The sequence below is a fragment of the Glaciecola sp. MF2-115 genome, from assembly GCF_047250385.1.
Classification (GTDB): Bacteria; Pseudomonadota; Gammaproteobacteria; order Enterobacterales; family Alteromonadaceae; genus Glaciecola.
Genome location: NZ_JBLBVM010000056.1, coordinates 180,980 through 200,488 on the forward strand (window position 1 = coordinate 180,980; position 19,509 = coordinate 200,488).

A 19,509-nucleotide genomic window follows, 5' to 3' on the forward strand; every position below is an offset into this window, starting at 1 on the left:
GACCCTGTTAGTGGTTTATGTTTAGCAGCAAGGTGAGATTAAGTGTGCAGCTTAACCTACTTTAGACCATTACTACTTCTTAAGTGGGGCAAGCACCATGATCATTTGACGACCCTCTACCCTATGGGGGAAAGACTCGCAATTAGCAATGTCTTCTAAATCGCTTTTAACACGCTTTAGTAAGTCAATACCGATCTCTTGGTGAGCCATTTCACGTCCGCGGAAACGAATCGTTACTTTAGCTTTATCACCGCCTTCTAAAAAGCGACGCAGGTTGCGCAGTTTTACCTGGTAATCGCCTTCATCAGTGCCAGGGCGAAATTTAATCTCCTTGACCTGAATTTGCTTTTGTTTCTTCTTCTGTTCTTTTTGTTCTTTACTCTTTTCGAATAAGAACTTCCCGTAATCCATTACTTTGCATACGGGTGGAGCTGCGTTCGGGCTAATTTCTACGAGATCCAGATTTGCTGCATCAGCGATTCCCTGAGCCTCGGATAATGAGACGATTCCTGCTTGTTCACCGTCTTTGCCGATTAATCTTACTTCAGTGGCTGTTATTTCATCATTAATACGAGCTTTGTCGCTCTGTGCTTTATTATTAGCGCCTTTAATTTGCATTTCCTCCAAAACATTATAAGAAACCGAGAAGCTATTTTTGTGTGTTAGCTCCTCGAATCGGGCATATTATACCTATATTTTCAATTCCTGCTATGGAATTTTTTTACTTTTAATTTCATCTTGTAAAAGTTTGACTAAATCGGACACTGGCATAGTGCCTAAATCAACACCTTTACGTGTTCTTACAGCGACTAAACCCGCTTCTTTTTCTTTCTCACCTACAACGATAAAGTAAGGTACCTTACGCAGTGTATGTTCGCGAATCTTGAATCCAATTTTTTCGTTTCTTAGATCAGACTTCACACGAACATCTGCAGCTTTAAGCTGCGCTACAACTTCTTTCACATATTCTGACTGGCTATCCGTAATATTGGCAACAACCGCTTGAGTCGGAGCTAACCATAAAGGATACGCACCAGCGAACTCCTCGGTGAGTATGCCGATAAAACGTTCCAATGAACCAAGAATAGCTCTGTGGATCATCACTGGCGTTTTACGTTCTCCGTCTTCAGCTACATAAGTTGAACCTAAACGGCCTGGCATTGAGAAATCAAGCTGGATAGTACCGCACTGCCATGCTCGCTCTAAACAATCATATAATGTGAATTCAATTTTAGGCCCATAAAAAGCTCCTTCACCTGGCAAGTATTCGAATTCGATATCGTTCGCTTTTAGCGCTTGCGCAAGTTCTCGTTCAGACTTGTCCCAATCTTCATCAGTACCCACTCGTTTTTCTGGTCGAGTTGACAACTTCACTGCAATATTAGTGAAACCAAAAGCAGCATAGGTGCTATAAACCATTTTGATGCATTTGCTGACTTCGTCTAATACCTGATCTTCTGTACAGAAAATATGCGCATCATCTTGCGTAAAACCACGAACACGCATTAAGCCGTGCAAAGAACCACTAGGCTCATTGCGGTGGCAGCAACCGAACTCAGCCATCTTCAATGGTAGATCACGGTATGATTTCAAGCCTTGATTGAATATCTGAACATGTCCAGGACAGTTCATCGGTTTAATTGCATATTCACGTTTTTCTGAGACGGTTGTGAACATGTTCTCAGCATACTTGTCCCAATGCCCTGATTTTTCCCAAAGCGTGCGGTCCATCATCAAAGGTGCTTTCACTTCATCATAGTCATAATCACGTAACTTTTGACGAACGAACTTTTCAAGTTCAGTGTATATCGTCCAACCGTCGTTATGCCAAAACACCATACCTGGTGCTTCATCTTGCCAGTGCCATAAATTAAGTGTTTTACCAATTTTACGGTGGTCACGCTTTTCAGCTTCTTCTAAACGTTGTAAATAGCCTTTTAATTGCTTTTTATCAGCCCAAGCTGTGCCATAAATGCGCTGCAACATTTTATTATCGCTGTTGCCGCGCCAATATGCGCCAGCGACATTCATCAGTTTGAAATGCTGGCAAAACTTCATATTGGGTACATGTGGACCACGGCACATATCTACATATTCTTCGTGATGATACAAACCAGGTTTGTCATCTTTATCTATGTTCTCGTCGAGGATTTGTATTTTGTACATTTCGTCGCGCGACTCAAACGTATCTCTGGCTTCCTGCCAACTCACTACTTTTTTAATAACTGGATAGCTGGTTTTTGCTAATTCCATCATGCGTTTTTCAATCTTTTCCAAGTCTTCTTGGTTTAAAGCTTGTTCAAGGTCCACATCATAGTAGAAGCCGTTATCAATTGTGGGGCCAATCGCCATCTTTACATCAGGGTAAAGCTGTTTAATTGCATGACCAATCAAGTGCGCACACGAATGGCGAATAATTTCTAAACCTTCATCATCTTTAGCGGTGATTATTTGCAATGTCGCATCATTGTTGATCATGTCGCATGCATCGGCTAATTTACCGTTAATTTTGCCTGCGATAGTAGCCTTAGCTAAGCCGGGACCTATATCCATTGCGACATCTACAATTGAAACTGGCTGTTCGAAACTGCGCTGGCTTCCATCTGGAAGAGTAATGACTGGCATAAAAATCCTTAACAGTGGTGACACCTACGATGTGCCACTTGATATAATTTGTCTTAATTGACGTAAAATAAAAAACAGTGGCAATATTATTAAAAAAACCACTGAACTCGACTGAATGTGAGCGAATCGAAATTATTGATAGCCACATACAAAAAAACGAAATTATACCGATATGACAGTCAAATATGCAATTATTAACTCAGGTTTATGCATTAGAAACATGTAATAAAATCAGCGTTTAGCAATATTTTAATGGATATCAGCCATAAGTTGATCGATTGCCTTCGCTACTAGAGCTGAAAAAGTAGTAACGTTTCATCCCATAATTTATGTTGAATTGAATTTTATGACTCAAAAAAGAGAGAAATACGTGAACATACCCTTCCTAATTTATTCAAACTCTCTCAAGCGATTTGTGCTCATATTGTCTTTGTTATCGCTGCAATCGTGTCAGCGCAACCAAGCATTGCCCAATGCCTTAGAAAAGTACCATGAGCGTATTTACAGGGTGTTAGAGCTTGAACCTAAACAAATAGCGATCAAGTCCACATTAACATTCCCAGATAAAAACTCTTTGCTCATTACTATCCCAGATTTGAATATAAACATGAGAGAGTTTTATGCGATTGAGGGCTGTGGGATAAAACAACTAGTAGCAGAGCGCAATACAGCATTGGGGAAAACTCAATTACCTTCAATGAGGCTCAAATACGAGTGGCAATTAATTCAGCGATTACAAAGCTGCATAGAGAATACTAGCACAAGCTCGAACGAAATATTAAGAGCCAAAATGCAGGACTGGCTGGAACAAAAAAGTAAGCATTACCCGCTCAATTGGAGCAACATGATTACCCAAAGCAAGGAGTTTCACATAGCCCTTAGTAAATCGAGTGGCTTTATTGACGGTAATGAAGATGACAACTTTACACAAAGCTTATTTGATTTAAGAAACTTGATTGGAATGAAAGAGCAGCCAGAACTCAATTTGGCAGAGATGGAAACTAGTTTACAATCAGTCCAGTCACACCGTTTATATGCGCGCTTATGGCGTTCACAAAGCTTAGTTCAAAAGTATTTAGAACAAATGACTGTCGATATATCAAACTGGCAAGTTGGTTTTACGTGTAACACGAGAAAAGATAAAGAAAAGTTAAAAATAATTCGCAATGTATTCACTTTGTATTTCGCACAAGAAGTGCAAGCTATTGGCTCACAGATTAACCACTATCACTACCTGCTGAAGCCAGAATTTGAAAAGTTGAGCAATGACCGTCACCTACCATCGCCAATAAAAGCTGTCATCGCAAAGTATAATCAAGCCGAATTCACTGAGTATCAAAAAACCGTTATCGAGCACGTTAAAATGTGGCAAGTCATTTTTAAAAAATGTGATTAATGCGAGTGAATAAGATTAAAGTGGCTTTTAGCATTTAAATTAAGTTGATAATAGTGTTTAGATTAGCGTTTGCACAAACTAATTTGTCAGCGTGTTTTTTTGATGTATATTTATAAAGTTGCTAGCAGTTTTTGATGCGATGAAAGTACGCTTATAAGTTAATAACTGTTTAGATTGGCGTGAATAAGTCAGCTAAACAGTAGAAGAGAAGCTTAAGGAAAGATGGTACGACTACCCAGACTCGAACTGGGGACCTCTACCATGTCAAGGTAGCGCTCTAACCAACTGAGCTATAGTCGTATTGCTTAATTTTTTGAGCTGAACGCCCACTCAAGCGGCGCGTATAATAACGATGCATCTAAAATTGCGCAAGCGCTTTTTGTAATTAATTTTGATTTTAATGAAACCTTAAAATGGAGTGGTTGAATTAATCATTCTACTACCAAACTTTTATGCTGCGACCATTAGGGAAATCCAAGTTGTCTGATAAAAGCCCCGTCATTGCAGGCGTTAACAAAAAACGGATCGTTTCTATTGTTCTATGCCTATTCATGTTCGCAATCTTAACTATCGGATTAACGAATGCCGCTATTGACAGGATCCAAGCAAGCATCCGGTCTGAACATGAAGCGTCTCTCAATGCTATTAAGAATGTGACTGAAGCGGCTTTAAATTATTGGTCCGAACAAAGAAAATCCGAGTTATTAAGGTTGGCCGAAAATGAAGTTGTCCAATCAATTGCACAGAACTTATATGAGTCATACGAAAATAAGGACTTGGAGGGATTCACGGAATATCAAAACGTCGCTGATTTATATCTAAATTCACTTAAAACTGTGCAGTCTCATGCGGAGTACCACTTACTTACCATTGAAGGGTTTTACTTATATTCAAATCAGGAAAATGTAAAAGCCAATCAAAGCCAAATTTCTAAAGAGTATCCTCAACTATTGAAAGAGGCATTAAATGGGAAGGTTTCTTTTATTCCACCCATGCTTGTTTCAAATCAGCAAGGGAAAACTAGCGCGCTCGCATTCTTCGTCGCCCCTATTTATTATGAGAGCAAAGTTATCGCTTTAATAGTCTCTTCACACGACGCTGAAAATGAAATGTCCGAGATTATGTCTTTAGGTCGACTGGGTAAATCAGGTGAGTCTTACATCATCAATAAAGAAGGAATGATTGTTTCGCGTTCTCGATTTAAAGATAGCCGAATCAAAATGAAGAGGCTTAAAGAAAATGAATCAGAAGTATTGAGACTTAGCTTGGTTGTGCCTGAACCTTGGTCTGAATACCCAAATCAACTAACCGCTATGGCGCAAAGTATTACTCAATTTGAGTCTTCACAAAATTTAAATGGGTATCTTGATTATAGAGGCGTAAAAGTTATTGGAACTTGGCGCTGGATTCCCGAAATGCAACTAGGCATTGCTACCGAGTTTGATTTTGCCGAAGCAAATATTCCATTTAATAAATCTAAAAATACGATCATTTCGCTTGTTGCAGTCAATATTGGGATTGCCCTAAGCATGTCCGTCATATTATTGGTACTTTCAAACAATACGAATAGAAAACTACGAAAAGCAGCTCATGCCCTCGAAGATACGGTAATTAGCCGTACTTGTGATTTAGAGCAAACAGCCATTTTATTGGAAAGTGAAAAAGCCACACTACAAAGTATATTAGATAGTATTCCTGACCCAATATTTTGCAAAGACAGTGAAGGTCGATATGTCCTCGTCAATCAATCGTTTGCTAATTTAACAGGCTTATCACAGGAAGAAATTGTCGGTAAGAGTGACTCAAAGCTTTTCCCAAAAGAGGATGCAGACTTTTTTATTAAAGATGATGATAAGTTGTTGGCCTCTGGAATAGCACACATTATCGAACGCCCTACTGTTGACATGAAAGGAAATAAACTGCTGTTTGAAACACGGAAAACCTTAATTCACTATAGAGGTCAGGATAAAGCTGGTATTTTAGGTATTTGTAGAGATATTACAGATAGAAAACGCTTCGAAGAAGCAATGATGAATGCGACACGAAGCGCTCAAGAGGCTAGCAATGCCAAAAGTGAGTTTCTAGCAAGAATGTCTCACGAAATTAGAACGCCGATGAACGGTGTACTCGGTATGATTGACCTCCTGTTAGATTCGACATTAGATTCTGATCAGACCCACAAATTGAAAATTGCAAAAAACAGTGCCTCTACCCTTTTAACGATTATCAATGACATACTCGACTTTTCTAGAGTGGAAGCAGGAAAGTTGGAACTTGAATCAATTGATTTCAACCTCTCTCATCAAGTAGAAACAATAGTTCAAACTCTCGCAGTTCGCAGTGATGAAAAAGGTGTTGAGCTTATTGTTGATGTCACAGCTGTCGAGCAGTCAATGGTAAAAGGCGACCCCATTCGAATACGCCAAGTACTCACGAACCTAATTAATAACGCCATAAAATTTACTGAGTTTGGTCAAATTGTCGTTAGAGCAAGAGCCGTTAAGAAAGGCGATATAACAGAAGTAGAATGCAGCGTTGAAGATTCAGGAATTGGTATTGCATCGGAAAGCCTTGAACACCTTTTTGATTCATTCAGTCAAGTTGACAACAGCACAACGCGCAACTACGGAGGCTCGGGTTTAGGCCTTGCTATTTCAAAACGTTTAGTGGAATTGATGGGTGGGGAAATATACGTTTTCTCAACGCTTCATGAAGGAAGTACGTTTAGCTTCAGACTTGACTTAGAAACGAGTTCGTTAAAAGAAAAGCCACTCCCTCACTCGAATATCAACAATTGGCAAGTTCTCGTTGTAGACGACAATCAAACAAATCGGGATATTTTAACGAATCAACTTACAAATTGGGGGCTTAGAGTAATTTTAGCAAGTAGCGCTGATGAAGCACTCAAAAAACTGAATGCAGAACCTCTCAAACTAGACCTAATCATTACCGATATGAATATGCCTGATAAAGACGGTCTTGCTCTTGTCTCTGATATTAAATTACTGGAGCAATACAAGAATGTAAAAATTCTGATGTTGAGTTCAATGGCGCTGCAAATGCCACTGAATGAGTACCGCACATTAGGCCTCGATGCGTGTCTTATGAAACCCATCGGCATCACGGAACTCTTTAACACTCTCTCTTTATTGTCGCGTAACAGCGATTTTGTGACAGAGAACACGCTCGTTTCGTATAGCGAAGAGCAGCCCATTGAGCTTATTGAGTGGCCTAAATACAACAAAGTGCTGATTGTTGAGGACAACCAAGTCAACCAATTAGTCGCTGAAGGTATACTGAAAAAATTTGGCTTGCATTACGGTGTTGCTATGGACGGCAGCATAGCCCTTGAAGCTTTATTAAATAGTGAAATTGATCAACCCTACACTCTGATATTAATGGATTGTCAAATGCCTGTCCTCGATGGTTACAGATGTTCGGAGAAGATTCGGGAAGGTCATGCTGGCGAGCGTTATAAAGATATTCCGATTATTGCAATGACAGCAAATGCAATGAAAGGAGACCGAGAGAAGTGTTTACTGCATGGTATGAATGATCACGTTCCAAAGCCCATTGATGCCGTCTCGCTGCAAAAAGCACTGATAGCAGGTTTTAAGTTAACACCAGCTCATCTTCTTGATTTTACAAACTTCAGCCATAATGAAAAAAGTAAAGATTTGAAAGAAAAAATCATCTTTCCTGAGAGTTTGCTTACCATAGATCGTAATTCGCCCCCTCCAGTTCTTATTGATCAACCGAGTATCTATTTAAAAAGCTTAGCACTGTTCCAAAAACATCACGGAAATATCACCCTCTCATTCCCAAATACCCGCGCAGAAATGGACGTATTAAAAACTAAACTTCATACTATCAAAGGTAGTTCGGGTAACATCGGCTTAAATAAAGTCTACTTATTAACAATAGAACTAGAAGACAAAATCAAAAACAATAAGTTAACATCCTCCGACCTCGAACGCTTTAATCGTGCTATTTCAGAAACTATTTTAGATATCAATAAAATAATTGATATCAACAGTAGTAAAAGCAATGATTCGCAAAGTATGCGGCCCTTAAGAGTGGTTCTAAGTGAAATTAAACCCTTGGTAGACAATAGTGAATTAGTTCCCTTTGAGCTAGTAGATGAACTATCTAGAATATCAAAAGTACACATTGAAGACTTGGAACTTCATGATATAGTGAATGCATTGGAAGAATTTAACTACGAAAAAACCAAAACATTAATCGAAGGGAAGCTATGATTAATAAACTTGACCAGTTCAGTATTTTAGCAGTGGATGATGATCCTACGAATATAAATGTCATCGTCAGTCACTTAAAACCGCTAAACGCGAAGATGCTTATCGCAACGTCTGGAGCAACCGCGCTAGATATCATCAAAGCAAAAAATCCAGATATAATTATTCTAGACATAAATATGCCAAATATGTCTGGCATAGAAGTTTGTCGAACCATAAAAGCTGATCCTAAGAATAAACATATACCCATTCTCTTTTTAACCAGCAGCGAAACAGATATTAGCGAGGCTTTCTCCGTAGGAGCAGTCGACTATATTATTAAACCTGTGCGCCCAGAAGAATTAATTGCCAGAGTTAATACTCACCTAACTTTAGGTACACTCGTCGAGTCATTAAATCACGCAAATGCAATGTTAGAGAGCGTGAATGAAAACCTAGAGCAAAAAGTTGCCGATCGGACAAAGGAATTAGTTTCGGTCAATGTAAATCTACGCCGTGAGATTGATGAAAGAAGGCGTCTTCAAGACAAGTTAAGCTATTTATCTAATTATGACTTTGTGACTCGTATGTTCAACCGAACATCTATGGAAACCGAAGTCAAAAAAGTATTAGATAGGATGCTGACGAAGGAAGCGAACTACTACTTTTTGTTTATTGATTTAGACCAGTTTAAAGTCATCAACGATACATGTGGTCACATAGCTGGCGACGAATTACTGAGACAGATCGCAGACCTGTTGCGCAGTCTTTTCTCTAAGGATGACATTATTGCTCGCTTGGGTGGCGATGAGTTTGCAGTTTTGTTTACTATTGATACATTAGAACACGCTATTCGTCGTACCTCAGCCGTCAAAGAAGCAATTGAAAGTTATCGATTTGAATGGGGTGAAGAAGCGTTTAAACACTCCTTGAGTGCAGCTTTAGTCGAGTTAGATGCAAGTATCGATTCGGTATCGCATTTGATGAGTATCGCTGAGCGAACCTGTTTTGAAAGCAAACGTAAAGGTGGTAGTGAATTATCTGTTTATAATTATACTAAGCAGCACATTGATAAAACCCATCAACAAATGCGAATAATTCCGCTTATTCATCAAGCAATCGAAAACGATAACTTCACTCTTTATTACCAAAAAGTAACGCCTATCGTTGAAGAGTCAGAGATAAAAATAGAGCTTCTTATCCGCTTGATTGGTATTGATGGAAAGATAAAGCCGCCTGGACAATTCATCCCTATTGCTGAAAAGTTTCACATTATTACTGAAATTGATAAATGGGTTTTGCGCAAAGCATTTGTTGCCATTGCCGACATGCCTGACAATGTAGAGTTTTCAATTAATTTATCAGGTGATTTCATTGCCAAATCGAGCGCCGCAGAATTGATTAAGCAATACGTCAGCGAATTCAATGCAAGACCATCCCAAATATGCTTCGAAATAACAGAAACTTCCGCTATCTCTAATTTAGAAAGTACGCAGGAATTCATCAGTTCCCTCAAACCACTGGGCTTTAAATTTGCTTTAGATGACTTCGGAACAGGTACTTCCTCATATGAATACTTGAAGAAGCTATCCGTTGACTACGTAAAAATAGATGGCATGTTTGTGCGCGATATAGATAAGGATGATATCAGTCAAAAAATGGTTGAGTCTATTGCTGGTATTGCAAAAGCGAAGGGAATAATGGTTATTGCCGAGTGCGTAGAAACAATGGAGTCTCTTGATATTTTGAAGAAGCTCAACATTAACTATTACCAAGGTTACTACGATCATCACCCAGAAAATTTATCGAATTTTAGGCCTTAATCAAAACCTTGTTATATAAGTGATAGATAGTCCTCTATCACTTGCTCTTATTCTTGCACATTCACTTTCTAGATAGCTGTATTGGCTTAATCGTATCGATGATATCCACGCATTGTAATCGCCTGATAAATTCCTCAGCTAGGCTCTCAGACTGCTTAATGACTTCTAGCCAATAACTGATCCTCTGTTGCGCAGCCATATCTTTGAAATCCTGCCTATCCGGTATTTTTGAGTAAGGTAATTTAGCGATGAATTCCTGACTAGGAACCAACATAACTACATTTTCGTAGCTACTTTCGTGGCACTGTCTACTTTTCACATTTTTATCAAACCAGCCTGGTGTTGGTGTGTCATAAAAATGAGGATACAGCACTAAATCTGACTGTTGAAATGCGAGATCAAAGTGATAATCAATAATACCACCATCTCTATACATACCAGGCTTAGCATTCGGTATATCTTTAATCCCTTCCAAAACGACGGGAATAGAGCCCGAGGCCATAAGTGAAGGCACGAAATTTTCTGAATTAAGTGTATAAAAATCAGTAGGGAAATTATATGGATCTGAAAATAAACCTTCTTTTTGCCTCGTCGAAAATACGGCACGAGTAAACTGACGCGATATCGACTTTCTCTTAAGCATATTTTTAGCTGCAGCAATGGACAGTCCTAATAGCTGCGAAGCTTTCTTTTCCGAGCTGACTAAGCCATGACAATGCTGCACAAAGAAGTGCACATTTTTCTTATCTGAATTCAAAGCCTCTGAAATGCCAGAGTCACCAAGCATTCTATACAGGAGATCATAGCCTTTTTCCGTGATCTCTTTGGCTTGCGGATTTTCCGTATAAACAGTTTTCGCATAATTGTTTGCAAGCCTGTCTATCGCTGCAGCCGGATCACCTTGTGCTAAGCAAGCTGCACGAAAAGCCCCTGCCGAACTTCCCATGATATCGATACTTCCTTTTCTCGCATCAAGAAACTCAGGAAAGATTATCTTGTCTAAACCGGCCAAAACAAACCATTTAGGACCACCAGATGCGCCTAAGAAGCCACCAAATAAGTTTGCATGGAATCCTTCTTCCTTAATTCGCTTAAGTGCGACACTTCCAGCATAGATGTTAAGTAATGACATGAAAGTCTGATCTTCCTTTTCCAGTATGAACAATTATGATGTTCACAGTTTGCAACAAAAACGCCCTTAAATACAGTGCTCAAGCTGTCGTTTTTATAATTAATAAACTAAGTGCACGTATTATAGCCAATTAATATTTACTATTTAAAACATGGCGTTATACACTTAGGCAGAAGTCGCACACAAGGTTATCCACAACTTTAGTGGATAACAGAAAATAAGCTTGGCAAAACAAACACTTTCATGAGGAGCTTTTATTCACTCTATTCTTCCTATAATTGAGAGCTAAAGCACAAATAGTTAAGCGTAATTTTTCAGAGCAATAAATGACCAAATAGGTCTACAAATAAAGTAAGTTCATTCAACTAACTTAGAACATTCAATAAACTAGAAAATAAAAGGATTGTAAAAAGTGACTACGCTATACGGCATCCCCAATTGCGATACGATAAAGAAAGCGAAGAAATGGTTAGAAGCAAATAAGCTTGAGTATCAATTTCACGATTATCGAAAAGATGGTCTTGATGAGAACTGGCTTATTAAGACAGAGTCAGTACTTGGCTGGGAAACTATGTTAAACAAACGTGGCACAACTTATAGGCAATTAAGTGATGAACAAAAAAACACGATTAACAAAGAATCTGCACTTGCACTCATGCTTAAATTTCCTGCCATGATTAAGCGCCCCATATTAATACATAGTGACAGTTATCATATTGGTTTTAATGCTGAAAGTTATAGTCAGGTATTCGCATAATGCGGGATGTCATACAAACAACCATCGAACTCGTTTCACGCCCATCGATAACACCTAAGGATGAAGGCTGCCAAGACTATATGGGAGACATTCTGTCACCACTTGGCTTCAAGCAGGAAACGATGGTGTTTGAAGATACTACGAACATGTGGGCTCGCAAAGGTAATCAACAGCCTGTTTTTTGTTTTGCGGGTCATACCGACGTAGTGCCTACAGGACCGGCAGCTAAATGGAAACACCCTCCTTTTGAACCAACTATTGAGAATGGCTTTATTTATGGTCGCGGCACGGCTGACATGAAAGGTAGTTTAGCCGCTATGTTGTGTGCCACTGAAAGATTTGTGAAGGATCACCCGACACACAAAGGTTCTATCGCATACCTTATTACCAGTGATGAAGAAGGCCCTTTTATCAACGGCACTACAAGAGTGATTGATACACTGGAGGCTAGAAACGAAAAGATTGATTATTGCATTGTTGGTGAGCCTTCTAGTACTACAAAAACGGGGGATGTCGTAAAGAACGGACGACGCGGCTCATTGACCGGCGACCTTATTGTAAAAGGCGTACAAGGGCATGTAGCTTATCCACATTTAGTAGAAAATCCTATTCATGCTATCGCTCCGGCATTAGCCGAGCTAGCGTCTACAGTATGGGATGAAGGAAATGAATATTTTCCTCCTACCAGTTTCCAAGTATCAAATATTCACGCTGGTACAGGTGCTGGAAATGTCGTTCCGGGCACAGTTGAAGTATGCTTTAATTTCCGATTCTCTAAGGAAGTAAGCGACCATGAGCTAATTGAAAGAGTGCTTGCGGTCTTAGATAAACACAATGTCGAACATGAGATCCATTGGACATTCAATGGTCAACCATTTCTGACTGATCGAGGTTTCTTCGTGGATGCGGTTGTGGACAGCATAAAAGAAGTGACTGGTATTGATACCGAATTATCTACTGCAGGTGGCACATCAGATGGCCGCTTCATCGCACCAACTGGTGCACAAGTGATTGAGCTTGGTCCAGAAAACGCAACGATCCACAAACTGAATGAGTGTGTAAACATTGAAAACTTGAAAGCATTAGAAAATATTTACTATGCAACCCTAGTGCGAGTTTTAACATGATTTCACCACAACAAGTACTCGGTTTAAACAACAAGCATGTAGTTAATGTCGTCAATGCAGACAATCAACATAAACTGCTTCCAATCGTCAAGGATGCTTACCTCGACATGCAAAAAGCAGCAAGCCTAGATGGACACGATCTGCAACTGGTGAGTACTTTTCGAAGTTTTGAACGACAGGCTAGTATTTGGAATAGAAAGTGGAACGGTGAACTCAAACTAAACACGCTTGATGGTGAAGTTTTAGATACCAGCGTTTTAGACGATGAAACAAAACTTCATGCTATTTTATTATGGTCTGCTCTACCGGGGGGAAGTCGTCATCATTGGGGAACCGATTTTGATGTATACGATCGCAAGCGAGTAGAAGATTGTGGGAAACCTTTTGAGCTTGTCACCAGTGAATATGAAGGAAATGGACCATGCGCTGATCTCGCAGTTTGGTTGCACAACAATGCCTCAAAATTTGGTTTCGCGCGCCCCTATTTCGAATACAGAGGCGGTGTTGCTCCTGAACCTTGGCATTTATCATATATTCCAATTGCTAAACAAATTATAAATTCATTTTCTGTTGATTTACTTCGACAACAACTCATTGAATCGAGTATTTTAGGTTTAGATACTGTATTGTTGCAGCTCAATGCGCTTTTTGAGCGTTATACATTAAATAAAGGAATGTAATGAGTACTTGGCTTGTCGTTACTATAATTGTTGTGGTGCTGGCTTTTATTGTCAGCACCATCACTGCGTTGCTGAAATCAAAGCCATTCCATTTTTCGGAAGAGTTCGAGGCATCCCAGAAAGAAAAACCTAAAGACGATGACGACGAACCATCTAGCCTTATTTAATCTTAACTAGAACTCGCTCTGTTCTCTCAATAATTCCTGCAATTTTACAATTAGGACTGTGCGATCTTCATCCGTGTAAGAAATCATCGCCTGTTTCCCCCATACCGGTGATGGCCAGGCTATGTCATGTTTATAGCGACAAATATGGTGCACGTGTAATTGCGAAACAATATTTCCAATTGCAGCCACATTTAGCTTATCAGGGGTGAAGCCCTCTTTTAATGCCCTACTGAGTGTTGCAGACTCCTGCCAAAGTTGTTTTTGTTGTCCTTCATCAAGATCAATAATTTCTTTAGCATTATCAACTGCAGGGATTAGCACACACCAAACAAACTGATTGTCATTGATCAGCCTCACCTGAGAGAGGGGTAATGCAAACACAAAATGACTATCACTTTCCAAACGTTCATCCAGATTAAATTTCACAGGGCACCACCGTTAGTAAAGCGCGTTGACCAATAGCAACATTAGCATTTGGAAATACAATGGCTTCCCCATCCTCTAGTGTGCGATATTCAATATCTCCATCCGTTGCTAATAAGGTCCCTTTCTTGAAGTCCGTAAAATTAGGAATATTGTCGGCAAAATGAAGCGTGAACTGAGGACTGTGCTTATCAATAACCTGCTTAACATCGTAAATATCAAGTGGGCACTCGCTGAGGGTTGGTAAATCAGGCTCTGGTTTTGTTATCAATTGCTCAAGCATTCTAACTACATGACTAAAACTCGCCATATCGTTCTCACCAAAAGGCTTTACTTTTCCAAGTTCAACGGTAAAACCATGCGTGCAATAGTTTAGTGAGGTGAAGTAACTGAAAGTTGATGTTGGTGTTTGCGAGAGCAATATTGTGTTCACAGCACAAGCAGATAGAAAACGTAATTGATTCTTGTCATATGGGTGGCCATGTAAGAACGGATACACAGCAAATTTCTCATTCTTGGATTCACGGATCGCCGTGTGTAAATCATAGTGAATTCGTTGGGATTCGGCATGAGATTTTGGCTTATTTACATCAGCTTCAAAAAAGCGTTTAACTTCCTGCTTTATTTCTTGCGCACGAATTTGTTCTACATTATCCCTTGTTTCAGAGTCGTTAAATAGGCGGTTTAGGTTCTCTTCAACAAAACGCTCACCTATGTTCATAGCGGGCAGGTTTCCGAAAATAAACATTAATCTATGTTGGCTTACTATTGTTTCACTTAGCAGTTCATCAACTAACTTATCGCAAATTTCAATTGGAGCAGTTTCATTCCCATGAACACCACAAGATAATAAAATCGACTTTTTAGGCGCCGCTGTAGTAGGCTCAAACGTGATAATGCCAGGACAGCAAATCTCTACTTTGGTGCCATTTTTAAGCTTAAAACTTTGATTTTTTACTATGCTTTCGGGAGAAAATCTTGAACGCTCTAGGAAGTTTTTTGGATTTGTTAACATGTCCGCTAATAAGGGTAATTAAACACCCTAGAATCATATCATTAACTAGCTGACAATTTAATTTTATCTAGTAATAATTGCTGGAAGTCGCCTACCTTACAAAGTTCGATAAATGATTCAAACTTAACGGCAGGAGAAAATAAGAAACCTTGCCCACTAAATATGCCTAACTCTTTAAGAATATTTAGTTGCTGAATTGTTTCGATTCCCTCAGCAACTACTTCACAGTTTTTGGCATCACAAATTAACTTTGTCGCTTCAACAATGGCCTTGTTTACAGGGTTTTCTTGAAGTTCCATAACAAAAGTTTTATCGATTTTAATAGCACATAAATTGAGGTCTCGGATAAAGGACAAATTAGAATAGCCCTTACCGAAATCATCCATTGAAACCATAATACCCATCGCTCGGATTTCGTCTAATTGCCGCTTGACCATGAGTGAATTCGATAATGCGACATCCTCAGTCAGTTCAAGCTCGATCATTTTTGCTTGCAAAGAGTATTTTTGAATGGAGGTCGTCAATAAACGAGTAAGGCTTACATCATATAATTGACTTGGTGATAAGTTGATGGAAATAGGTAAGTTAATACCGAGTTTGTTTAACTCCCCTGCTTTCTCTAATGCATATGAAATCGTCCAATGACCAAGTTCATTCATCATATTGTAGGACTCTGCAGCCTCAATCAACGTACCGGGGAATAACACACCATCTAAGGGGTGATTCCATCGAAGTAAGCACTCTGCCCCAATAATCTCAAGGGTATCTAAGTTTACTTTAGGCTGAAAATATAATTCTAATTCGTTGTTTTTGAGCGCTCTAGTTAAGTCAGCTTTAAGAGCAAGGCCACGACCCGTAACAGAGCTTTCATTGTCGTTTACGAAACTATAATTTTGATGTTTATTATTTTTGGCTTGTTTTAAAGCTGCCTCAGCTAGAGATATGAGTTTTGTTGCTGAGAGCTTTGATTTCGTGCGACTGGCAATACCCACATTAAAGTCAGCAATAAACGCAGTATCATTTGTATGTAATGGCGTTTTAAAGTGTTCGACTAAATGTTGAAACTTAGCCTGCATTGCAGCTTCCGTGTGACGACCTTCAAAGACAAGACCAAATATATCACCACTAATCCGCCCTAAGATTAAATCGTGACCAAATATCTCGTGAATACGGTTAACAATTTGAAGCAGAATCTCATCACCCGCTTTGTGGTCAAATGCAGAAGACACATCGGAAAAACGCATTACATCAACTAGCATGATTGAGAAATGTGGTTGTGATGCTGCAACGGCCTCAATCATGTCAATAAAATGATAGCGATTGGACAAGGTTGTCAATGATTGATGCTTTTGAACCATAAAAAAAATGAGTACCGAAAAATAAAAATAATGAGCGATAAGCTAGCGGGCTCTAATTGTTTAAATATCATACAGCATATCGGCCAACTTTGTGAAATCTTTGAAAAAAAAGCCAACTTTACGTTGGCTCTTTTTCATAATCTCAGCTTATTCGAATTATTTCAACTTACTTCACACGGCGTCAGTTTCCAAATTCTCTCAACATAATCTGCAATTGAGCGATCTGATGTAAATTTGCCCATCTTCGCCGTATTCAAAATAGCCATTTTAGCCCATCTTTGCTTATCTCTGTAAGCCACATCAAGCGCTTTGTTGGCCTCGCTATATGACTCAAAATCAGCCAAGCACATATAAGGATCGCCGCCAGACAACATACTATTTTTCAAACTAGATAGGGCACCTGGTTGACCTGGCGTGAAGTAATCGCTATCTAACCAGTCAAGAATCGCCTTCACTTCTTTATTTTGATAATAAATATCGAATGGATTGTAACCCTTCCTTGACAGTTCAGTGACTTCTGTCACGGTCATACCAAAGATAAAGATATTTTCCTCGCCTACTTCCTCGGCAATTTCAATATTTGCACCATCTAAAGTACCAATTGTCACTGCACCGTTTAATGCTAATTTCATATTACCAGTGCCTGAAGCTTCCTTGCCAGCAGTAGAAATCTGTTGTGAGACATCTGCAGCCGGAATCATTTTCTCCGCTAAAGAGACACGGTAATTAGGTAAAAAGACTACTTTTATCTTCTGATTAACGCGAGGATCATTGTTGATTTTCTCAGCAACTTTATTAATCGCATAGATGATATCTTTCGCTAATGTATACCCAGGAGCCGCTTTAGCACCAAAGATAAAGACACGAGGATGCATATCGTAATCAGGGTTCTCCAAGACACGTCTGTACAAGGCCAAAATATGGAGTAAGTTCAAATGCTGACGCTTGTATTCGTGCAAACGTTTGATTTGAATATCAAAGATTGCTTTTGTATCCACACTAATACCGGTTTGATGCTTAATTTCAGCGGCAAGTGCTTCTTTGTTTTTCTGTTTTACCTTCATGAACTGATTCTGGAAGGTCTTATTGTCAGCAAACTCAGATAGCTTATTTAAACGCTTCAAATCTGATGGCCAATCGTTTCCTATCTTTTTACCAATCAGTTCTGAGAGCAATGGATTACACGCTTTCAACCAACGACGTGGCGTAATACCATTGGTAACGTTAGTTAATTTACCCGGCCAAAGTGCCTCAAATTCTGGGAATAAATTCTCTTTCACTAACTGAGAATGAATTTCAGCAACACCATTAACCGCAAATGAGCCAATGACCGATAGATTGCCCATACGCACCATCTTCTCAGTGCTTTCTTCAATGATAGAAAGTTTAGACTTCATCACATTATCGCCTGGCCATTTTTTCTCAACAAGCGATAAGAATCGATGGTTAATTTCATAGATGATCTCTATATGTCTCGGCAAGATCTTTTCAATCATTCTTACTGGCCACTTCTCTAGAGCTTCGGGCAACAAAGTATGATTAGTATAAGCGAATGTTTTTGAACAAATACCCCAAGCAGTATCCCAATCTAGCTCAGCTCTATCAACCAAGATTCTCATTAACTCGGGAATCGCGATTGCAGGATGCGTATCGTTAAGTTGTATAACGACTTGTTCTGCAAAGCGGCTCCAATCATCTCCGTGGGCGCGCTTATAACGACGAATAATGTCTTTTAAAGAACATGCGCAGAAAAAGTACTGTTGAATTAAGCGAAGCTCTTTGCCTGCTTCGGTTTCATCATTTGGATACAAGACTTTAGAAATCGTTTCCGATTGAATGTTTTCGCGCTGAGCATCTACGTAACCACCTGAGTTAAATACATCCCAGTTAAAGTAGTCTGAAGATTCACTCTGCCATAAACGAAGAACATTGACGGTTTTTGCGCCGTAGCCTACAACCGGGATATCCCAAGGAACACCTTTTACGATATTGCCCGGATGCCATTCTTTCTGAACGCGTCCGTTTTCACCATATTTGGTTTCAACATAACCATAAAGAGGCACTTCTTGAATAGACTCTGGACGACATATTTCCCATGGGTTTCCGTAATCTCTCCAACTGTCAGGTCGTTCAATTTGAGCACCATTTTTTATTTCTTGACGGAATAAGCCATGTTCATAGTGTATTCCATACCCTATCGCTGGCAGCTCCATTGTCGCTAATGAATCAATAAAGCATGCTGCAAGACGACCTAAGCCGCCATTACCAAGTGCCATGTCTGGCTCTTCTTCAAGCACGTCTGTTAAGTCTACACCGAGCTCTTTCAAAGCAGCATCAGCAGTTTCAAATAAATTGAAGTTATGAAGATTATTGGATAACAGTCGCCCCATTAAGAACTCAGCAGAAAAATAGTGAACTGCGCGAGTATCGTTTATGTAATGCGTCTTTTGGGTGGTGCGCAAACGTTCAAGAACAAGCTCCTGCATTGCGGCACTAGTAGCTTTCCACCAAGCGTGATTGTTCGCTTTGTTTTCATCTGTTCCTAAAGTGGAATGCAGATGTTTAACAATCGCTTCTTTAATCTCTGTTTTTGAATACGATGCTGCAGAAGTCTCACTTACTTTTGCTTTTGATGATTTACGAGTACTTGTTCTCGTTGTGGCTACTTTTGAAGATGTAACCTTAGTTGAAGAAGTTTTTGAAACTGTACTTTTGGCTTTATTGGAAGATGCCATAATTTGATCTCTTATATTGAAAATAACTGCCTGTAA

Annotated in this window: 14 protein-coding genes and 1 tRNA gene; 7 read left to right on the plus strand and 8 right to left on the minus strand. The window is 39.4% G+C overall.

Annotated elements, in window-relative coordinates:
- Positions 1 to 72 precede the first annotated feature (72 nt).
- Together infC and thrS are read right to left on the minus strand one after the other, a co-directional pair.
- The gene (gene infC, locus ACKLNX_RS16045) at positions 73 to 618 is read right to left on the minus strand and encodes a translation initiation factor IF-3 (RefSeq protein ID WP_412973072.1); all 546 of its coding nucleotides are present in this window, start codon (positions 616 to 618) and stop codon (positions 73 to 75) included.
- 90 nt (positions 619 to 708) lie between these two features.
- Positions 709 to 2,625 carry a threonine--tRNA ligase gene (gene thrS, locus ACKLNX_RS16050; protein ID WP_412973073.1) on the minus strand — a complete coding sequence of 639 codons (1,917 nt, stop codon included), beginning with the start codon at positions 2,623 to 2,625 and terminating at the stop codon, positions 709 to 711.
- Between the two features lie 346 nt (positions 2,626 to 2,971).
- Between thrS and ACKLNX_RS16055 the strand changes: the two genes are divergently transcribed.
- Entirely contained in the window at positions 2,972 to 4,021 is a 1,050-nt protein-coding gene (locus tag ACKLNX_RS16055) for a DUF3080 domain-containing protein (protein WP_412973074.1), read from the plus strand.
- Positions 4,022 to 4,244: 223 nt separating this feature from the next.
- Here the strand turns inward: ACKLNX_RS16055 and ACKLNX_RS16060 are convergent.
- Positions 4,245 to 4,321, minus strand: a tRNA-Val gene (locus ACKLNX_RS16060).
- A 179-nt stretch (positions 4,322 to 4,500) separates the two neighbouring features.
- Here ACKLNX_RS16060 and ACKLNX_RS16065 point away from each other — a divergent pair.
- A complete protein-coding gene (locus tag ACKLNX_RS16065) occupies positions 4,501 to 8,280 on the plus strand; it encodes a response regulator (protein ID WP_412973075.1) in 3,780 nt (1,259 codons plus the stop codon).
- Positions 8,277 to 10,079 (plus strand): EAL domain-containing protein, encoded by a 1,803-nt coding sequence (locus ACKLNX_RS16070; RefSeq protein WP_412973076.1) that lies wholly within the window; start codon positions 8,277 to 8,279, stop codon positions 10,077 to 10,079. The genes ACKLNX_RS16065 and ACKLNX_RS16070 overlap by 4 nt, the downstream gene beginning before the upstream one ends.
- A 61-nt stretch (positions 10,080 to 10,140) precedes the next feature.
- Here the strand turns inward: ACKLNX_RS16070 and ACKLNX_RS16075 are convergent, their stop codons facing one another.
- The gene (locus tag ACKLNX_RS16075; protein WP_411693688.1) at positions 10,141 to 11,211 is read right to left on the minus strand and encodes a patatin-like phospholipase family protein; all 1,071 of its coding nucleotides are present in this window, start codon (positions 11,209 to 11,211) and stop codon (positions 10,141 to 10,143) included.
- Between the two features lie 412 nt (positions 11,212 to 11,623).
- Between ACKLNX_RS16075 and ACKLNX_RS16080 the strand changes: the two genes are divergently transcribed.
- From ACKLNX_RS16080 to ACKLNX_RS16095, 4 genes are read left to right on the plus strand one after another with little or no spacing between them, the layout of a single operon-like run.
- Positions 11,624 to 11,968 carry an ArsC family reductase gene (locus tag ACKLNX_RS16080; RefSeq protein WP_412973077.1) on the plus strand — a complete coding sequence of 115 codons (345 nt, stop codon included), beginning with the start codon at positions 11,624 to 11,626 and terminating at the stop codon, positions 11,966 to 11,968.
- Entirely contained in the window at positions 11,965 to 13,095 is a 1,131-nt protein-coding gene (gene dapE, locus ACKLNX_RS16085; protein WP_412973349.1) for a succinyl-diaminopimelate desuccinylase, read from the plus strand. The genes ACKLNX_RS16080 and dapE overlap by 4 nt, the downstream gene beginning before the upstream one ends.
- On the plus strand, positions 13,092 to 13,775 hold the full coding sequence (locus ACKLNX_RS16090; RefSeq protein ID WP_412973078.1) for a M15 family metallopeptidase: 684 nt from the start codon (positions 13,092 to 13,094) through the stop codon (positions 13,773 to 13,775). Before dapE ends, ACKLNX_RS16090 begins: the two co-directional genes overlap by 4 nt.
- Positions 13,775 to 13,942, plus strand: a complete 168-nt coding sequence (locus ACKLNX_RS16095; RefSeq protein ID WP_411693685.1) for a DUF2897 family protein — start codon at positions 13,775 to 13,777, stop codon at positions 13,940 to 13,942. The genes ACKLNX_RS16090 and ACKLNX_RS16095 overlap by 1 nt, the downstream gene beginning before the upstream one ends.
- Before the next feature lie 6 nt (positions 13,943 to 13,948).
- Here the strand turns inward: ACKLNX_RS16095 and ACKLNX_RS16100 are convergent, their stop codons facing one another.
- The 4 genes from ACKLNX_RS16100 to ACKLNX_RS16115 form a co-directional block, all read right to left on the minus strand.
- Entirely contained in the window at positions 13,949 to 14,368 is a 420-nt protein-coding gene (locus tag ACKLNX_RS16100; RefSeq protein WP_412973079.1) for an HIT domain-containing protein, read from the minus strand.
- The gene (astE, locus tag ACKLNX_RS16105) at positions 14,358 to 15,380 is read right to left on the minus strand and encodes a succinylglutamate desuccinylase (RefSeq protein ID WP_412973080.1); all 1,023 of its coding nucleotides are present in this window, start codon (positions 15,378 to 15,380) and stop codon (positions 14,358 to 14,360) included. The genes ACKLNX_RS16100 and astE overlap by 11 nt, the downstream gene beginning before the upstream one ends.
- 41 nt (positions 15,381 to 15,421) lie before the next feature.
- Positions 15,422 to 16,738: a putative bifunctional diguanylate cyclase/phosphodiesterase gene (locus tag ACKLNX_RS16110; protein WP_412973081.1), complete on the minus strand. Its 1,317-nt coding sequence runs from the start codon at positions 16,736 to 16,738 to the stop codon at positions 15,422 to 15,424.
- A 161-nt stretch (positions 16,739 to 16,899) separates the two neighbouring features.
- Positions 16,900 to 19,473 carry a glycogen/starch/alpha-glucan phosphorylase gene (locus ACKLNX_RS16115; protein ID WP_412973082.1) on the minus strand — a complete coding sequence of 858 codons (2,574 nt, stop codon included), beginning with the start codon at positions 19,471 to 19,473 and terminating at the stop codon, positions 16,900 to 16,902.
- Positions 19,474 to 19,509 lie beyond the last annotated feature (36 nt).